We start from the raw sequence: 14,691 nt of genomic DNA on the forward strand, positions 1-14,691 counted from the left end.
CGGAGGCGCAGTGGACGTTTCATGGACCGTATGGGTCCTGACCATCGTTGGTCTGTCAACCCTGATCGCCGTCGACTTCTTCATCGGGCGCAAGCCCCATGACGTGTCGACCAAGGAAGCCGGTATCTGGACGATCGTCTGGATCGCGCTGGCCGTGCTCTTCGGAGCCGGACTCGCGGTCGTCGGTGAGAGCCAGGCCTCCGGCGAGTTCTTCGCAGGATTCATCACAGAGAAGTCGCTGAGCGTCGACAACCTCTTCGTCTTCGTCCTGATCATGGCGAAGTTCGCGGTGCCCTCTCAGCTTCAGCAGCGCGTGCTGCTCATCGGTGTACTGATCGCCCTGGTGCTCCGGGCGATCTTCATCGCCGCCGGTGCCGCTGTGATCGCGAACTTCTCGTGGGTGTTCTACATCTTCGGCGCGTTCCTGATCTACACCGCCTGGAAGCTCATCCAGGAGGCCCGGGCCGACGAGGAGGAGGACGACTTCGAGGAGAACCGTCTCCTGAAGTCGATCGAGCACCGCTTCGGTGTCGCCGACAAGTACCACGGCACGAAGCTCTTCATCCGGAACAACGGCAAGCGCGTCATGACCCCGCTCATGGTGGTCATGCTCGCCATCGGCATGACCGACGTGCTGTTCGCGGTGGACTCCATCCCGGCGATCTTCGGCCTGACTCAGGATCCGTACATCGTCTTCACCGCCAACGCGTTCGCCTTGATGGGGCTGCGCCAGCTGTACTTCCTCATCGGCGGTCTGCTGAAGAAGCTGGTCCACCTCAGCTACGGCCTGTCGGTGATCCTCGGCTTCATCGGCGTCAAGCTGGTGCTGCACGCCCTGCACGAGAACGGCGTGCACGTGCCCGTCGTCTCCATCCCCTTCTCCCTCGCCGTCATCTGCGGCGTCCTGGTGATCACCACGATCACCAGCCTCATCGCCAGCAAGAAGATGGCCGAGGCCGAGACGGAGGAGGCCCGGAAGGCGGAGACCGCCGGCCCGTCCGAAGAGGACAGCAAGAGCATCAACAGCTGACCCGGGGCCGCCCGGAGCGGCACAGGGACACTCCGGCAGCGGCCGGGGCGGTACGGCGAAGGCCGTCCGCCCCGGCCGCTGCTGTGTACGCGTACGAGGGATACGCGCCGGAGAGAGGCGCGCGGCCTACCAGCCGCGGGCGCGCCACTCGGGCAGCTGGGGCCGCTCGTCGCCGAGCGTCGTGTCGTGCCCGTGGCCCGGGTAGACCCACGTTTCGTCGGGCAGCCGGTCGAACAGCTTCGTCTCGACGTCGTTCAGGAGGCTGGCGAACGCCTTCGGATCCTGGTTCGTGTTCCCGACCCCGCCGGGGAAGAGGCAGTCCCCGGTGAAGAGATGCGGGGCGCCGTGCGGGTCGTCGTAGACCAGGGCGATGGAGCCCGGCGTGTGACCGACCAGATGGCGGGCGGTCAGCCCGACCCGGCCGACGGTGATCGTGTCGCCGTCCTCGACCAGGACGTCGGTCGGGACCGGGATGCCCTCGGCGTCGTAGCGGCCCGCGTACGTCCGGGCGCCGGTGGCCCCGACCACCTGGGCCAGCGCCTGCCAGTGGTCCCCGTGCTGATGTGTGGTGACGACGGAGGCGATCCCGTCGTCACCGACCAGCGCGAGCAGGGTCGCCGGCTCGGCGGCCGCGTCGATCAGCAGCTGCTCGCCGGTCGCCCGGCAGCGCAGCAGATAGGCGTTGTTGTTCATCCCGCCGACGGCGACCTTGGAGATCATCAGATCCGCCAGTTCGTGCACGCTCGCCGGTCCGCCGACCTTCACCGCTCCGCTGTACGTCATACGGCTCAGCCTATAGCGGGGGCAGTGCGGGCAAGGGGCCCCCGGCCACGGTCAGGGCGGCGCCGTCACGGCGCCCGCAGAGCCAGCCCAGCAGCTCGGCGGCGGGCCCCTGCACCGTCACCAGGGCGCTCGGCGGCCCGCCGCCGGTGCTCCAGGTGCGGCCGTCCAGGTCGGTCAGCGCCGTGGCGGGTACCTCCTGGTTGCCCAGGAAGCGCTCGGTCAGGAAGGCGATCTCCCGCGAGACGAACTCCGCGGGCAGGTCCTCCAGCTCGTAGCCGACGTCCAGGTCGACGTGGTGCAGCTCCACCTCGACCCAGCGCCGGAAGGGCACCCGGGCCGCGGAGTCCGTCACCCCGTTGCGCAGGGTGACCGTACGGGACCAGTCGGCGGGTTCGGCGGCGGCCGCCAGGAAGCCGTCCGCGCTCTCCCGCAGATCGGTCAGCTGCTCGGCCGCCGGGCGGGGGGCGCCGTCGGCGATGTCGGCATCCCGGGTTTCGCTGCTCGCGTACATCGGGAGTCCCCGGAGAACATTTCCGATCGCGTCGGCGTTACGTGAGAGGTGGGCCAGAACATGGCCCCGACTCCATCCGGGCAACCGTGACGGCTCGGCGACAGCGGCGTTGTCCAGTTTGCCGACTGCGTCGAGCAGTCGTTCGGTCGCTTCGCGTACAGCTCCCAGGTCGTGCGCATGATCAATCATACGGCCGAGCCTAGCTCTGCCACTCATTCGGGTGAAGGAGTCCGAGGGCGGCCGTAAATCGAATGTGCGTGCTATACGCTCGGAATCGAAAGCTTCTTACACCACTGTGGCGCCCCCCATACCCTGGGAGAGGGGCTCAGTTCCCCCGCTTCTCTCTAGAAAGGTGCGGACCGGCGTGGCCGACCGTCTCATCGTCCGTGGCGCGCGCGAGCACAACCTGAAGAACGTCTCGCTCGACCTGCCCCGCGACTCCCTCATCGTCTTCACCGGGCTCTCCGGGTCGGGCAAGTCGTCCCTCGCGTTCGACACGATCTTCGCCGAGGGGCAGCGCCGCTACGTCGAGTCGCTCTCCTCGTACGCCCGGCAGTTCCTCGGCCAGATGGACAAGCCGGACGTCGACTTCATCGAAGGTCTCTCGCCGGCCGTCTCCATCGACCAGAAGTCGACCTCGCGCAATCCGCGCTCGACGGTCGGCACCATCACCGAGGTCTACGACTACCTCCGGCTGCTCTTCGCCAGGATCGGCAAGCCGCACTGCCCCGAGTGCCATCGCCCCATCTCCCGCCAGTCGCCGCAGGCCATCGTCGACAAGGTCCTCGGCCTGCCGGAGGGCAGCCGCTTCCAGGTCCTCTCGCCGCTGGTGCGCGAGCGCAAGGGCGAGTTCGTCGACCTCTTCGCCGACCTCCAGACCAAGGGCTACAGCCGGGCCAGGGTCGACGGCGCCACCATCCAGCTCGCCGAGCCGCCCACGCTCAAGAAGCAGGAGAAGCACACCATCGAGGTGGTCATCGACCGCCTCACCGTCAAGGACAGCGCCAAGCGCCGGCTGACCGACTCGGTCGAGACCGCGCTCGGTCTCTCCGGCGGCATGGTCGTGCTCGACTTCGTCGACCTCCCCGAGGACGACCCCGAGCGCGAGCGGATGTTCTCCGAGCACCTCTACTGCCCGTACGACGACCTCTCCTTCGAGGAGCTGGAGCCGCGCTCCTTCTCCTTCAACTCACCCTTCGGCGCCTGCCCCGACTGCACCGGCATCGGCACGCGCATGGAGGTCGACCCGGAGCTGATCGTCCCGGACGAGGAGAAGTCCCTCGACGAGGGCGCGATCCACCCCTGGTCCCACGGTCACACCAAGGAGTACTTCGGCCGCCTGATCGGCGCGCTCTCCGAAGCCCTCGGCTTCCGTACGGACATCCCCTGGGCCGGGCTGCCGCAGCGGGCCAAGAAGGCCCTGCTCTTCGGCCACAAGATCCAGACCGAGGTCCGCTACCGCAACCGTTACGGGCGCGAGCGCGCCTACACCACCCCCGCCTTCGAGGGCGCGGTGCAGTTCGTCAAGAGGCGCCACACCGAGGCCGAGAGCGACTCCAGCCGGGAGCGGTTCGAGGGCTACATGCGCGAGGTGCCCTGCCCCACCTGCGAGGGCACCCGGCTGAAGCCGATCGTGCTCGCGGTGACGGTCATGGAGAAGTCCATCGCCGAGGTCGCCGCGATGTCGATCAGCGAGTGCGCCGAGTTCCTCGGCCGCCTCAAGCTGAACGCCCGCGACAAGAAGATCGCCGAGCGGGTGCTCAAGGAGGTCAACGAGCGGCTGAAGTTCCTCGTCGACGTCGGCCTGGACTATCTGTCGCTGAACCGCGCGGCCGGCACCCTGTCCGGCGGCGAGGCCCAGCGCATCCGGCTGGCGACCCAGATCGGCTCCGGCCTGGTCGGCGTGCTGTACGTCCTGGACGAGCCGTCCATCGGCCTGCACCAGCGCGACAACCACCGACTCATCGAGACCCTGGTCCGGCTCCGCGACATGGGCAACACGCTCATCGTCGTCGAGCACGACGAGGACACCATCAAGGTCGCCGACTGGGTCGTCGACATCGGCCCCGGCGCGGGTGAGCACGGCGGCAAGGTCGTCCACTCCGGCTCGCTCAAGGAGCTCCTGGCCAACAAGGAGTCCATCACCGGCCAGTATCTCTCCGGCAAGCGGTCCATCCCGACCCCCGACATCCGTCGCCCGGTCGACCCGGCCCGCCGTCTCACCGTGCACGGCGCCCGGGAGAACAACCTCCACGACATCGACGTCTCCTTCCCGCTCGGCGTCCTCACCGCCGTCACCGGCGTCTCCGGGTCAGGGAAGTCGACCTTGGTCAACGACATCCTCTACACCCACCTGGCCCGCGAGCTGAACGGCGCCAAGTCGGTCCCCGGCCGCCACACCCGGGTCGACGGTGACGACCTCGTCGACAAGGTGGTGCACGTCGACCAGTCGCCGATCGGCCGGACCCCCCGGTCCAACCCGGCGACGTACACCGGAGTCTTCGACCACGTCCGTCGGCTCTTCGCCGAGACGATGGAGGCGAAGGTGCGCGGCTATCTGCCGGGCCGCTTCTCCTTCAACGTCAAGGGCGGCCGCTGCGAGAACTGCTCCGGCGACGGCACGATCAAGATCGAGATGAACTTCCTGCCCGACGTGTACGTCCCGTGCGAGGTCTGCCACGGAGCGCGCTACAACCGGGAGACCCTGGAGGTCCACTACAAGGGCAAGTCCATCGCCGAGGTGCTGGACATGCCCATCGAGGAGGGCCTGGACTTCTTCGAGGCCGTCCCCACGATCGCCCGCCACCTCCGTACGCTCAACGAGGTCGGCCTCGGCTATGTGCGGCTCGGCCAGTCCGCGCCGACCCTCTCCGGCGGTGAGGCGCAGCGCGTCAAGCTGGCGAGCGAGCTCCAGAAGCGCTCCACCGGCCGCACGGTCTACGTCCTGGACGAGCCGACCACCGGTCTGCACTTCGAGGACATCAGCAAGCTGATCACCGTGCTCTCCGGCCTGGTGGACAAGGGCAACACGGTCATCGTCATCGAACACAACCTCGATGTCATCAAGACCGCCGACTGGGTCGTCGACATGGGCCCCGAGGGCGGCAACGGCGGTGGTCTGGTGGTCGCCGAGGGGACACCGGAGCAGGTCGCCTCGGTCCCCGCCAGTCACACCGGTAAGTTCCTCCAGGGCGTCCTGGACGCGGACCGCATCAGCGAGGCCGCGGTGCCCTCCGGGCGGGGAACGGCCCGCAAGACGGCCGCCCGCAAGACCGCCCCGGCGAAGAAGACGGCCGCCGCGGCCAAGAAGGCCGCGGTGACCAAGGCGAACGCCACGGGAGCCAAGGCGGGTACGGCCAAGGCCGCCACCAGGACGGCCGCCGCCAAGAAGACCACCCGCGCCCGCAAGGCCTGAACGGGGCCCGAGCGGTCGCCCGGCCCGGCAGCCGCTCGCCCCTCGGGCCTGTCTGAGAATTCCCGCCTGCCGCGCGGCCGCCCTACGGGCAACGGCGGGAATGGTCAGACAGGCCCTCGCCGACGGCGGCGGCCCCCACAGCACGAAGGGGGCCGCCGTCGCCCGTCCGGGCAGGCGCTCCGGCCCGGTCGCAGGGCTTCCGATCCCCGCCGGTATCGTCGGTTCTGTCACCGGCACGCAGGGCCGCCGTCGCCGCCCCGCCCTGTCCGGCGACGCGGATCCGCCGTGATCCACCCCCCGAACAACCAGCCCCACCGTGATCCACCCCGAACAACAACCCCGTGGAGTCCGCATGCCCGGCCTGCCCGCCGCCCGCCGTACCGTGCTGAAGGGCGCCGCGCTCGCCGGCGCCGCCGGGCTGGGAGCGGCCGCCTGCTCCACCGAGTCCAAGCTCGGCCACGCCAAGAACCCCACCCCCACCGCCCCCGTCGACCTCGGGGCCGCCTCCGAGGTACCCGTCGGCGGGGCCAAGCTCTACCGCGAGCAGCGCGTGGTCGTCGTCTGCCCGGCGAAGGGCGAGTACAAGGCGTTCAGCGCCCAGTGCACCCACGGCGGCTGTGTCCTGGACAAGGTCGAGGGCACCGAGGGCCACTGCCCCTGCCACGGCAGCCGCTTCGACATGACCACCGGCAAGCCGGTGAAGGGCCCGGCCACCGTGCCGCTCCCCGCCGTCCCGGTCACCGCCGAGGGCGGAAAGCTCGTCGCGGGCCCCGACGCCTGACGCGGAACAGACAGCGCCCTGACGCGTCATCGCGGTCCGGCGCCCGATACGTGGCCGAGCCCCGGCGCCCGACACGTAACCGGGCCCCAGCGCCAGAAGGCCGGTCGTCGCGCGAGGCCTCACTCCCAGTCCCAGTCGACCCCGATCAGGCCGGGCCGTACGCTCTCCTCCACCAGGTGCACGGTCCGGTGCCGGCCGGTCAGCGTGAGGTCCTCGCGGGCCCCGCGCGCCGCCCCCGCCGACGCCTGGGCGAACCGGCGGCACCGCACCGGGAGCGCCGCCTCGTCGAAGCCGACCTGGAGCACGTACTGCCCGCCCCCGAAGGTGAAGCCGCGCACGTACTCTCCGCCGATCCCGCCCGTACCGTCCTCGAAGCCGTAGCCGAAGAGGTACGTCTCACCGGCCCGCAACCGGGTGTCGAAGAGCAGCTCCGCCACCAGCACCCCCGCGTCCAGATCCCAGCGGACCCGGCCCGCCCGGCAGTTCTCCAGGGCCCGCACCGCGATCCGCGACGGGTCGCAGCCGGGGTCGCCCCGGTGGACCGCGAGATAGCGGTCGACGCCGTCCCGGTGCGCGCGCACCACGTGCTGCGACGTGCGGCCCGCCAGCTCGCGCCGCGCCCCGATCCGTACCCGCTCCTGGTGCCCCACGGTGTGCAGGCCGCCGTCCACGGGTGACTCCATCGCCGCGAGGAGCCGCTCCACCGAGCCCGACGCCTCCATGAGCGACCGGTACGAACGGGCGGCCGGACGGTCCCCGTCCGCCGGGGCAGCACCGTCGCGCAGCAGTCGCAGCAGCGAGTCGTCCGGCAGCGCGAGCACCTCCTCCAGCGCCCGAACGGCCCGCAACGACTCGGCCCGCCGGGGCCGGCGCACCCCCTGCTGCCAGTAACTGAGGCTGGTCACCCCGAGCTTGACGCCCCGGTGCGCCAGATGGTGCTGCACCCGCTGGAGCGGCAGCCCGCGCACCGACAGAGCGGTGCGCAACGCCAGATGGAACGGTCCGGTCCGCAGTACCTGCGCCAGTTCGGTCTCGGTCTGCCGCATGGCGGGCCTCCGGTGAACGTTCACGTGGGGAGTGGCGACACCGGCCCCCGGGGGATGCGGGGGAGCAGGTGACCGGGACAGAGCCGTTCACACGGGCGCCGTGCCGTTCACACCGTGATGTCACCTCGCATTGAAGCGTGTTGACCTGCTCCGGACAACGCCGGATGCTCATCGTCAGCGTCCGGACGCGCTCCTCCGATCCCCACCCCCGCATTGGGAGGAACGCCATGCGCAACCGAAGAGTCAGGCCCGGAAGGTTCTCGTTCACCGCCCTCCTGGCCGCCGTCCTGCTCGCCGTCCCCGCGGGCACCGCCACCGCCACCGCCGCCCAGTCCCCGGACGGGGCGGGCTCCACCGTCGCCGCCGCCCAGCGGCTCGACATCACCATGCAGGCGCAACAGCAGACCAACTGGTGCTGGGCGGCCGGCGGCAACACCATCGCCGCCTGGTTCGGCCGCAACTACTCCCAGAACCAGTTCTGCAACGCCGCCTTCAACCGCGGCCAGAACTCCCAGTGCCCCAACTCGCAGGCCACCCTCGGCAACGTCCAGACCGGACTGTCCTGGGCCGGGGTCAGGCCCGGAAGCTACGTCACCGGCTGGCTGCGCTACCCGACCGTGCAGGCCGAGATATCCGCCCAGCGCCCCATCGAGACCCGAATCCAGTGGTCGTCCGGCGGCGGCCACATGCATGTCATCTACGGGTACGACGACGCCAACAGCTGGGTCTACTGGGGCGATCCGTGGCCCTCCAGCGACCGTTACAACTGGGCCTCGCACGCCTGGTACGTCAACAACAACGAGTTCTCCTGGACCCACTCGCTCTACCGGATCGGGGCGTGAGGTCATGAACTCCACCACCCGGCGTATCGCCGTCGCCACCGCCCTCACCGGCGCCGCCCTCTTCACCGCCGCCGCTCCCGCCCTCGCCGACGACGGCCGGGCGGCCCCGCCGAAACTGACCGCCGCCACCCTCGAAGCCGCCCACGAGGCCGCCATCGAGCCCGCGACCCTGGACACCCTGTCCCGGTTCTTCGCCCGGGAGGGCGCGGTGAGCAGGGCGGCGAGCGCGCCCAGGATCGAGGGGAGGACCGTCCCCGTCCGCACGCTCTCCGCCGCCTTCGTCGCCGGAAAGCCCGGGGCCGCCCCGAGCACCCTGGACTACCTGGCCAGCACCGCCGTCTCCTCCGACGGCCAGAAGGCCTCCCTGTGGACCGTCCCCGGGGCGGACGGGGACGACCGGTGGCAGGTGGTGAACATCGCCACCGGCGACGACGAGGCCCGCTACACCGCGCAGGGGGCCCGCGCGCTCCCCGGCGGCACCGTGTTCCGCGAACCGCAGATCGACGCCTGGTACGTCCACGACGGCTCCCGGGTACTCCCGCTGGACGAGGACGCGAAGGCCGCCGTGGGCGCCCGCGGCACCGAGCTCAGCGCCTACCGGACCCGGGTCCAGGAGGCGTACGGCGACAAGCTGCCCGGCTCCGGATACGCCCGCTCCGGCAAGGCCGGCGGCTACGGCCCCGACGCGGTCACCGGCACCGGGAGCGCCCCGGCGGCCGCCCCCGGCCCGGTCCGGGGTCCGGCCGCGGACCTGGCCCCGGACACCGCCGGGAGCCCCGCGCTCGCCGGCCCGGCCTCCGGCTCGCCGGACACGGCCCTGACCGCCGTGTCCACGACCGCGGGGGCCGGGGCACTGCTCGCCCTGGCCCTCTGCGGGGCCGCCGCGCTGCGCCGCCGGAACCGTGCCGGGCGATCCCCGGGCACGGACGCCTGAGCGGCGGCTCCACCGGCCCACAGGCCCGCGCTCCGGGGTGCGAACACCGCACGGCACCCCGGAGCGCGGGCACCGCCCCCGGCAACACCGGAGGACGACGCGCTGTCACTGCCCGCAAGTAGGGTGTGAGACATGGCAGACCCCTCCAGCTACCGCCCCAAGCCGGGACAGATCCCCGACTCCCCGGGGGTCTACAAATTCCGCGACGAGCACCGCCGGGTGATCTACGTCGGGAAGGCAAAGAACCTGCGCCAACGCGTGGCCAACTACTTCCAGGACCTGGCGGGCCTCCATCCGCGTACGCGCACGATGGTCACCACCGCCGCCTCCGTCGAGTGGACGGTCGTCTCCACCGAGGTCGAGGCGCTCCAGCTGGAGTATTCCTGGATCAAGGAGTTCGACCCCCGGTTCAACGTCAAGTACCGGGACGACAAGAGCTATCCCTACCTCGCGGTCACGCTCAACGAGGAGTTCCCCCGCGTCCAGGTCATGCGCGGCGCCAAGAAGAAGGGCGTGCGCTACTTCGGTCCGTACGGCCACGCCTGGGCGATCCGCGAGACCGTCGACCTGATGCTCCGCGTCTTCCCCGTCCGCACCTGCTCCGCCGGCGTCTTCAAGAACGCCGCGCGCACCGGCCGCCCCTGCCTGCTGGGCTACATCGGCAAGTGCTCGGCCCCCTGCGTCGGCCGGGTCACCCCCGAGGAACACCGGGAGCTGGCCGAGGACTTCTGCGACTTCATGGCCGGCCGCACGGGCACGTACATCCGCCGCCTGGAGAAGGACATGATGCTGGCGGCCGAGGAGATGGAGTACGAGCGGGCCGCCCGCCTCCGCGACGACGCCGAGGCCCTCAAGCGGGCCATGGAGAAGAGCGCCGTCGTCCTCGCCGACGCCACTGACGCCGACCTGATCGCCGTCGCCGAGGACGAGCTGGAGGCCGCCCTCCAGATCTTCCACGTGCGCGGCGGCCGGGTGCGCGGCCAGCGCGGCTGGGTCACCGACAAGGTCGAGGCGGTCGACACCTCCGGCCTCGTCGAGCACGCCCTCCAGCAGCTGTACGGGGAGGAGCGCGGCGACGCCGTCCCCAAGGAGGTCCTGGTCCCCGCCCTGCCCGAGGACGCCGAAGCGGTCTCCCAGTGGCTCGCCGAGCGCCGGGGCTCCCAGGTCAGCCTGCGCATCCCGCAGCGCGGCGACAAGAAGGACCTCATGGTCACCGTCCAGCGCAACGCCCAGCAGGCGCTCGGGCTGCACAAGACCAAGCGCGCCTCCGACCTGACCACCCGCTCCCGCGCCCTGGAGGAGATCGCCGAGGCGCTGGGCCTGGACACCGCGCCGCTGCGCATCGAGTGCTACGACATCTCCCACCTCCAGGGCGACGACGTGGTGGCCTCCATGGTCGTCTTCGAGGACGGCCTCGCCCGCAAGAGCGAGTACCGCCGCTTCCAGATCAAGGGGTTCGAGGGCCAGGACGACGTCCGCTCGATGCACGAGGTGATCGGCCGACGCTTCAAGCGCTACCTCCAGGACAAGGAACGCACGGGGGAGTGGGAGGAGACGCCGGAGGCCGCCCCCGGCGCCACCGGCCCCGTTCCCGGCGCCACCGGCCCCGTTCCCGGTGTCCCCGGCCCTGCTCCGGTCCCCGCCGCCACCGGCCCCGTCCCCGCCGCCACCGGCCCCGTCCCCGCCCCGGACCTCACCGCCGCCTCCCCGGACGACGAGCCCGAGCCCCGGGAGGACGACGGCCGCCGCAAGCGGTTCGCCTACCCGCCGCAACTCGTCGTCGTCGACGGCGGGCAGCCCCAGGTCGCCGCAGCCAAGCGCGCCCTGGACGAGCTGGGTATCGACGACATCGCGGTCTGCGGCCTCGCCAAGCGCCTGGAAGAGGTCTGGCTCCCCGATGACGACGACCCCGTCGTCCTGCCCCGCTCCAGCGAGGGCCTCTACCTCCTCCAGCGCGTCCGCGACGAGGCCCACCGCTTCGCCATCACCTACCAGCGCGCCAAACGCGCCAAGCGCATCCGCAGCAGCCCCCTCGACGACGTGACCGGCCTCGGCGAGACCCGGAAGCAGGCGCTCATCAAGCATTTCGGCTCGGTGAAGAAGCTCAGGCAGGCGACAATCGACGAGATCTGCGAGGTCCCCGGGATAGGGCGAAGGACGGCGGAATCGGTGGCCGCCGCCCTCGCCTCGACCACTCCCGCGGCACCTGCCGTGAACACGGCAACAGGAGAGATCATTGAAGAGGACGACGGGGGCAGCTCATGACCGAGAACAGCCACGAGACCGCACAGAACACCGCAGACACCGACATCGACACCGACCGAGCAGACGGAGCAGCAGACGTGAGTACGAACACCCCGAACGAGACGGGTGAGGCGGCCATCCCCGAGCTGGTGATCATCTCCGGGATGTCGGGCGCCGGCCGCAGCACCGCCGCCAAGTGTCTGGAGGACCTCGGCTGGTTCGTCGTCGACAACCTGCCGCCCGCGCTGATCCCCACCATGGTGGAGCTCGGCGCCCGCTCGCAGGGCAACGTGGCCCGGATCGCCGTCGTCGTCGACGTACGCGGCCGGCGCTTCTTCGACAACCTCCGCGAATCCCTCGCGGACCTGGAGTCCAAGCACGTCACCCGGCGGATCGTCTTCCTGGAGTCCTCCGACGACGCCCTCGTGCGCCGCTTCGAGTCCGTCCGCCGACCGCACCCCCTCCAGGGCGACGGCCGTATCGTCGACGGCATCGCGGCCGAGCGTGACCTGCTGCGCGAGCTGCGCGGCGACGCCGACCTGGTCATCGACACCTCCAGCCTCAACGTGCACGAGCTGCGGGCCAAGATGGACGCCCAGTTCGCGGGCGAGTCGGAGCCGGAGCTGCGCGCCACGGTGATGTCCTTCGGCTACAAGTACGGCCTGCCCGTCGACGCCGACCTGGTCGTCGACTGCCGCTTCCTGCCCAACCCGCACTGGGTCCCCGAGCTGCGCCCCTTCACCGGCGTCAACGAGGAGGTGTCCGACTACGTCTTCGACCAGCCGGGCGCCAAGGAGTTCCTCAACCAGTACACCGAGCTGCTCCAGCTGATCGCCGCCGGCTACCGCCGCGAGGGCAAGCGGTACGTGACCATCGCCGTCGGCTGCACCGGCGGCAAGCACCGCTCCGTCGCCATGTCGGAGAAGCTCTCGGCCCGCCTTGCCGCCGAAGGCGTCGAGACCGTCCTCGTCCACCGCGACATGGGGCGAGAGTGACCGGACGCAATCTGCGGATGCGACGCCTGAGCCGCGCCACCTCGGCGCTCTCCGGCCGCAAACGCGGTGCTCAGCCCAAGGTCGTCGCGCTCGGCGGCGGCATGGGGCTCTCGGCGTCCCTGGCGGCGCTGCGCCGGATCACCGGCGATCTCACGGCCGTGGTCACCGTCGCCGACGACGGCGGCTCCAGCGGCCGGCTGCGCGAGGAGCTGGGCGTGCTGCCCCCCGGCGACCTCCGCAAGGCGCTCGCCGCGCTGTGCGGCGACGACGACTGGGGCCGCACCTGGTCCCGGGTCATCCAGCACCGCTTCGAGTCCAAGGGCGACCTCCACGAGCACGCGGTCGGCAATCTGCTGATCGTGGCCCTCTGGGAGCAGCTCGGCGACCACGTACAGGCGCTCGACCTGGTCGGCAAGCTGCTCGGCGCGCACGGGCAAGTGCTGCCGATGTCGGCCGTCCCGCTGGAGCTCCAGGCGCTGGTCAAGGGCCACGACCCCGAGCTGCCCGACGCGATCGTCACCGTGCGCGGCCAGGCCACGGTGGCACTCACGCCCGGCGAGGTGCAGTCCGTGCACGTGGTCCCGCCCGACCCGCCGGCCGTCCCGGAAGCCGTGGCAGCGGTCCTGGACGCCGACTGGGTGGTGCTCGGCCCCGGCTCCTGGTTCTCCTCGGTGATCCCGCACCTGCTCGTGCCGGAACTGCTCGACGCGCTGGTCACCACGAAGGCCCGCAAGGTCCTCTCGTTGAACCTCGCACCCCAGCCCGGTGAAACAGAAGGCTTCTCACCGCAGCGTCATTTGGAGGTTTTGGGGCGACACGCCCCTAAACTCGCCTTGGACGTGGTGCTGGCCGATGAGGCCGCCGTGCCCGACCGTGAGTCACTCGCCGATGCCGCACTACGGCTCGGAGCCGCGGTCGAGCTGGCGCCGGTGGCATCGCCCGACGGCGTTCCGGTCCATGATCAGGAGCTGTTGGCCGCCGCGTACGACCGTATTTTTCGGATGCATGGAAGGATCGGCCCATGGCGATGACGCCAGCGGTGAAGAACGAAATCTCTCATCTTCCCGTCACCCGGACCTGCTGCAGGAAAGCAGAGGTCTCGGCGATTCTTCGGTTCGCGGGCGGCCTGCACCTGGTGAGCGGGCGGATTGTGATCGAGGCGGAGCTGGACACCGGCAACGCCGCCCGCCGTCTCAAGCGCGACATCCTGGAGATCTTCGGGCACAGCTCGGAGCTGATCGTGATGGCCCCCGGCGGGCTGCGCCGCGGCTCGCGCTTCGTCGTACGGGTGGTGGCGGGCGGCGACCAGCTGGCCCGCCAGACCGGTCTGGTGGACGGCCGCGGCCGCCCGATCCGCGGGCTGCCCCCGCAGGTGGTCTCGGGGGCCACCTGCGACGCCGAGGCGGCCTGGCGCGGAGCGTTCCTCGCCCACGGCTCGCTCACCGAGCCCGGCCGCTCCTCCTCGCTGGAGGTCACCTGCCCGGGGCCGGAGGCGGCCCTCGCCCTGGTCGGGGCGGCGCGTCGGCTCTCCATCGCGGCCAAGGCCCGTGAGGTGCGCGGCGTGGACCGGGTGGTCGTCCGCGACGGCGACGCGATCGGCGCCCTGCTGACCCGGCTCGGCGCGCACGACGCGGTGCTCGCCTGGGAGGAGCGCCGGATGCGGCGCGAGGTCCGCGCCACGGCCAACCGGCTCGCCAACTTCGACGACGCGAACCTGCGCCGCTCGGCCCGTGCCGCGGTCGCCGCCGGGGCCCGGGTGGGGCGCGCGCTGGAGATCCTCGGCGAGGAGGTCCCCGAGCACCTGGCCGCCGCGGGACGGCTCCGCATGGAGCACAAGCAGGCCTCCCTGGAGGAGCTGGGCGCGCTCGCCGACCCGCCGCTGACCAAGGACGCGGTCGCCGGTCGGATCCGCCGGCTGCTGGCGATGGCCGACAAGCGGGCCCAGGATCTGGGCATCCCGGGGACCGAGTCGACCCTCAGCGAGGAGCTCGCCGACGGCCTGGTCGGCTGACTCGGCGACGGGCAGGGGACGTTGGCCCCGACGGGCGAAACGGAGGTCCGTACTCCTACTGGCGAGTACGGATCTCCGGTCGTAACCGGTGGCGTGCGG

12 protein-coding genes are annotated in these 14,691 nt (G+C 71.1%); 9 read left to right on the forward strand and 3 right to left on the reverse strand.

What is annotated here, in order from left to right; genetic code table 11:
• The first annotated feature begins 10 nt into the window (after positions 1-10).
• Positions 11-1,030, forward strand: a complete 1,020-nt coding sequence (locus ACIQRW_RS36820) for a TerC family protein (RefSeq protein WP_403769324.1) — start codon at positions 11-13, stop codon at positions 1,028-1,030.
• Positions 1,031-1,156: 126 nt separating this feature from the next.
• On the opposite strand, the gene ACIQRW_RS36825 is transcribed toward ACIQRW_RS36820, so the two are convergent.
• Positions 1,157-1,813, reverse strand: coding sequence for an MBL fold metallo-hydrolase (locus tag ACIQRW_RS36825; protein ID WP_403769327.1), 657 nt, complete (start codon positions 1,811-1,813; stop codon positions 1,157-1,159).
• 10 nt (positions 1,814-1,823) lie between these two features.
• A complete protein-coding gene (locus ACIQRW_RS36830) occupies positions 1,824-2,513 on the reverse strand; it encodes a maleylpyruvate isomerase family mycothiol-dependent enzyme (RefSeq protein ID WP_403769330.1) in 690 nt (229 codons plus the stop codon).
• 175 nt (positions 2,514-2,688) lie between these two features.
• Between ACIQRW_RS36830 and uvrA the strand changes: the two genes are divergently transcribed.
• On the forward strand, positions 2,689-5,739 hold the full coding sequence (gene uvrA / locus ACIQRW_RS36835; RefSeq protein WP_403769333.1) for an excinuclease ABC subunit UvrA: 3,051 nt from the start codon (positions 2,689-2,691) through the stop codon (positions 5,737-5,739).
• A 352-nt stretch (positions 5,740-6,091) separates the two neighbouring features.
• Positions 6,092-6,520 carry a Rieske (2Fe-2S) protein gene (locus tag ACIQRW_RS36840; protein WP_032790784.1) on the forward strand — a complete coding sequence of 143 codons (429 nt, stop codon included), beginning with the start codon at positions 6,092-6,094 and terminating at the stop codon, positions 6,518-6,520.
• Between the two features lie 119 nt (positions 6,521-6,639).
• Here the strand turns inward: ACIQRW_RS36840 and ACIQRW_RS36845 are convergent, their stop codons facing one another.
• Positions 6,640-7,566, reverse strand: a complete 927-nt coding sequence (locus ACIQRW_RS36845) for a hypothetical protein (RefSeq protein ID WP_403769336.1) — start codon at positions 7,564-7,566, stop codon at positions 6,640-6,642.
• Between the two features lie 227 nt (positions 7,567-7,793).
• Here ACIQRW_RS36845 and ACIQRW_RS36850 point away from each other — a divergent pair, with 227 nt between their 5' ends.
• The 6 genes from ACIQRW_RS36850 (at position 7,794) to whiA (ending at position 14,592) form a co-directional block, all read left to right on the forward strand.
• A complete protein-coding gene (locus ACIQRW_RS36850) occupies positions 7,794-8,408 on the forward strand; it encodes a papain-like cysteine protease family protein (protein ID WP_403769339.1) in 615 nt (204 codons plus the stop codon).
• A 4-nt stretch (positions 8,409-8,412) separates the two neighbouring features.
• Entirely contained in the window at positions 8,413-9,342 is a 930-nt protein-coding gene (locus ACIQRW_RS36855; RefSeq protein WP_403769342.1) for a hypothetical protein, read from the forward strand.
• A gap of 132 nt (positions 9,343-9,474) precedes the next feature.
• Positions 9,475-11,607, forward strand: a complete 2,133-nt coding sequence (gene uvrC, locus ACIQRW_RS36860) for an excinuclease ABC subunit UvrC (protein WP_403769345.1) — start codon at positions 9,475-9,477, stop codon at positions 11,605-11,607.
• Positions 11,604-12,581 carry an RNase adapter RapZ gene (rapZ, locus tag ACIQRW_RS36865; RefSeq protein WP_403769347.1) on the forward strand — a complete coding sequence of 326 codons (978 nt, stop codon included), beginning with the start codon at positions 11,604-11,606 and terminating at the stop codon, positions 12,579-12,581. The genes uvrC and rapZ overlap by 4 nt, the downstream gene beginning before the upstream one ends.
• Positions 12,578-13,612 carry a uridine diphosphate-N-acetylglucosamine-binding protein YvcK gene (gene yvcK / locus ACIQRW_RS36870; protein WP_403769350.1) on the forward strand — a complete coding sequence of 345 codons (1,035 nt, stop codon included), beginning with the start codon at positions 12,578-12,580 and terminating at the stop codon, positions 13,610-13,612. Before rapZ ends, yvcK begins: the two co-directional genes overlap by 4 nt.
• Complete coding sequence (gene whiA / locus ACIQRW_RS36875) at positions 13,603-14,592, forward strand: DNA-binding protein WhiA (protein WP_003969868.1); 990 nt, start codon at positions 13,603-13,605, stop codon at positions 14,590-14,592. The genes yvcK and whiA overlap by 10 nt, the downstream gene beginning before the upstream one ends.
• Positions 14,593-14,691 lie beyond the last annotated feature (99 nt).

Origin of the sequence: Streptomyces sp. NPDC091287, assembly GCF_044768525.1 — a bacterium.
Classification (GTDB): domain Bacteria; phylum Actinomycetota; class Actinomycetes; order Streptomycetales; family Streptomycetaceae; genus Streptomyces.

Coding starts and splice junctions, on each gene's coding strand:
- ACIQRW_RS36825 (WP_403769327.1), bottom strand. CDS start 1,813: ATGACGTACAGCGGAGCGGTGAAGGTCGGCGGACCGGCGAGCGTGCAC.
- ACIQRW_RS36830 (WP_403769330.1), bottom strand. CDS start 2,513: ATGATTGATCATGCGCACGACCTGGGAGCTGTACGCGAAGCGACCGAA.
- ACIQRW_RS36840 (WP_032790784.1), top strand. CDS start 6,092: ATGCCCGGCCTGCCCGCCGCCCGCCGTACCGTGCTGAAGGGCGCCGCG.
- ACIQRW_RS36845 (WP_403769336.1), bottom strand. CDS start 7,566: ATGCGGCAGACCGAGACCGAACTGGCGCAGGTACTGCGGACCGGACCG.
- ACIQRW_RS36850 (WP_403769339.1), top strand. CDS start 7,794: ATGCGCAACCGAAGAGTCAGGCCCGGAAGGTTCTCGTTCACCGCCCTC.
- ACIQRW_RS36855 (WP_403769342.1), top strand. CDS start 8,413: ATGAACTCCACCACCCGGCGTATCGCCGTCGCCACCGCCCTCACCGGC.
- uvrC (WP_403769345.1), top strand. CDS start 9,475: ATGGCAGACCCCTCCAGCTACCGCCCCAAGCCGGGACAGATCCCCGAC.
- rapZ (WP_403769347.1), top strand. CDS start 11,604: ATGACCGAGAACAGCCACGAGACCGCACAGAACACCGCAGACACCGAC.
- whiA (WP_003969868.1), top strand. CDS start 13,603: ATGGCGATGACGCCAGCGGTGAAGAACGAAATCTCTCATCTTCCCGTC.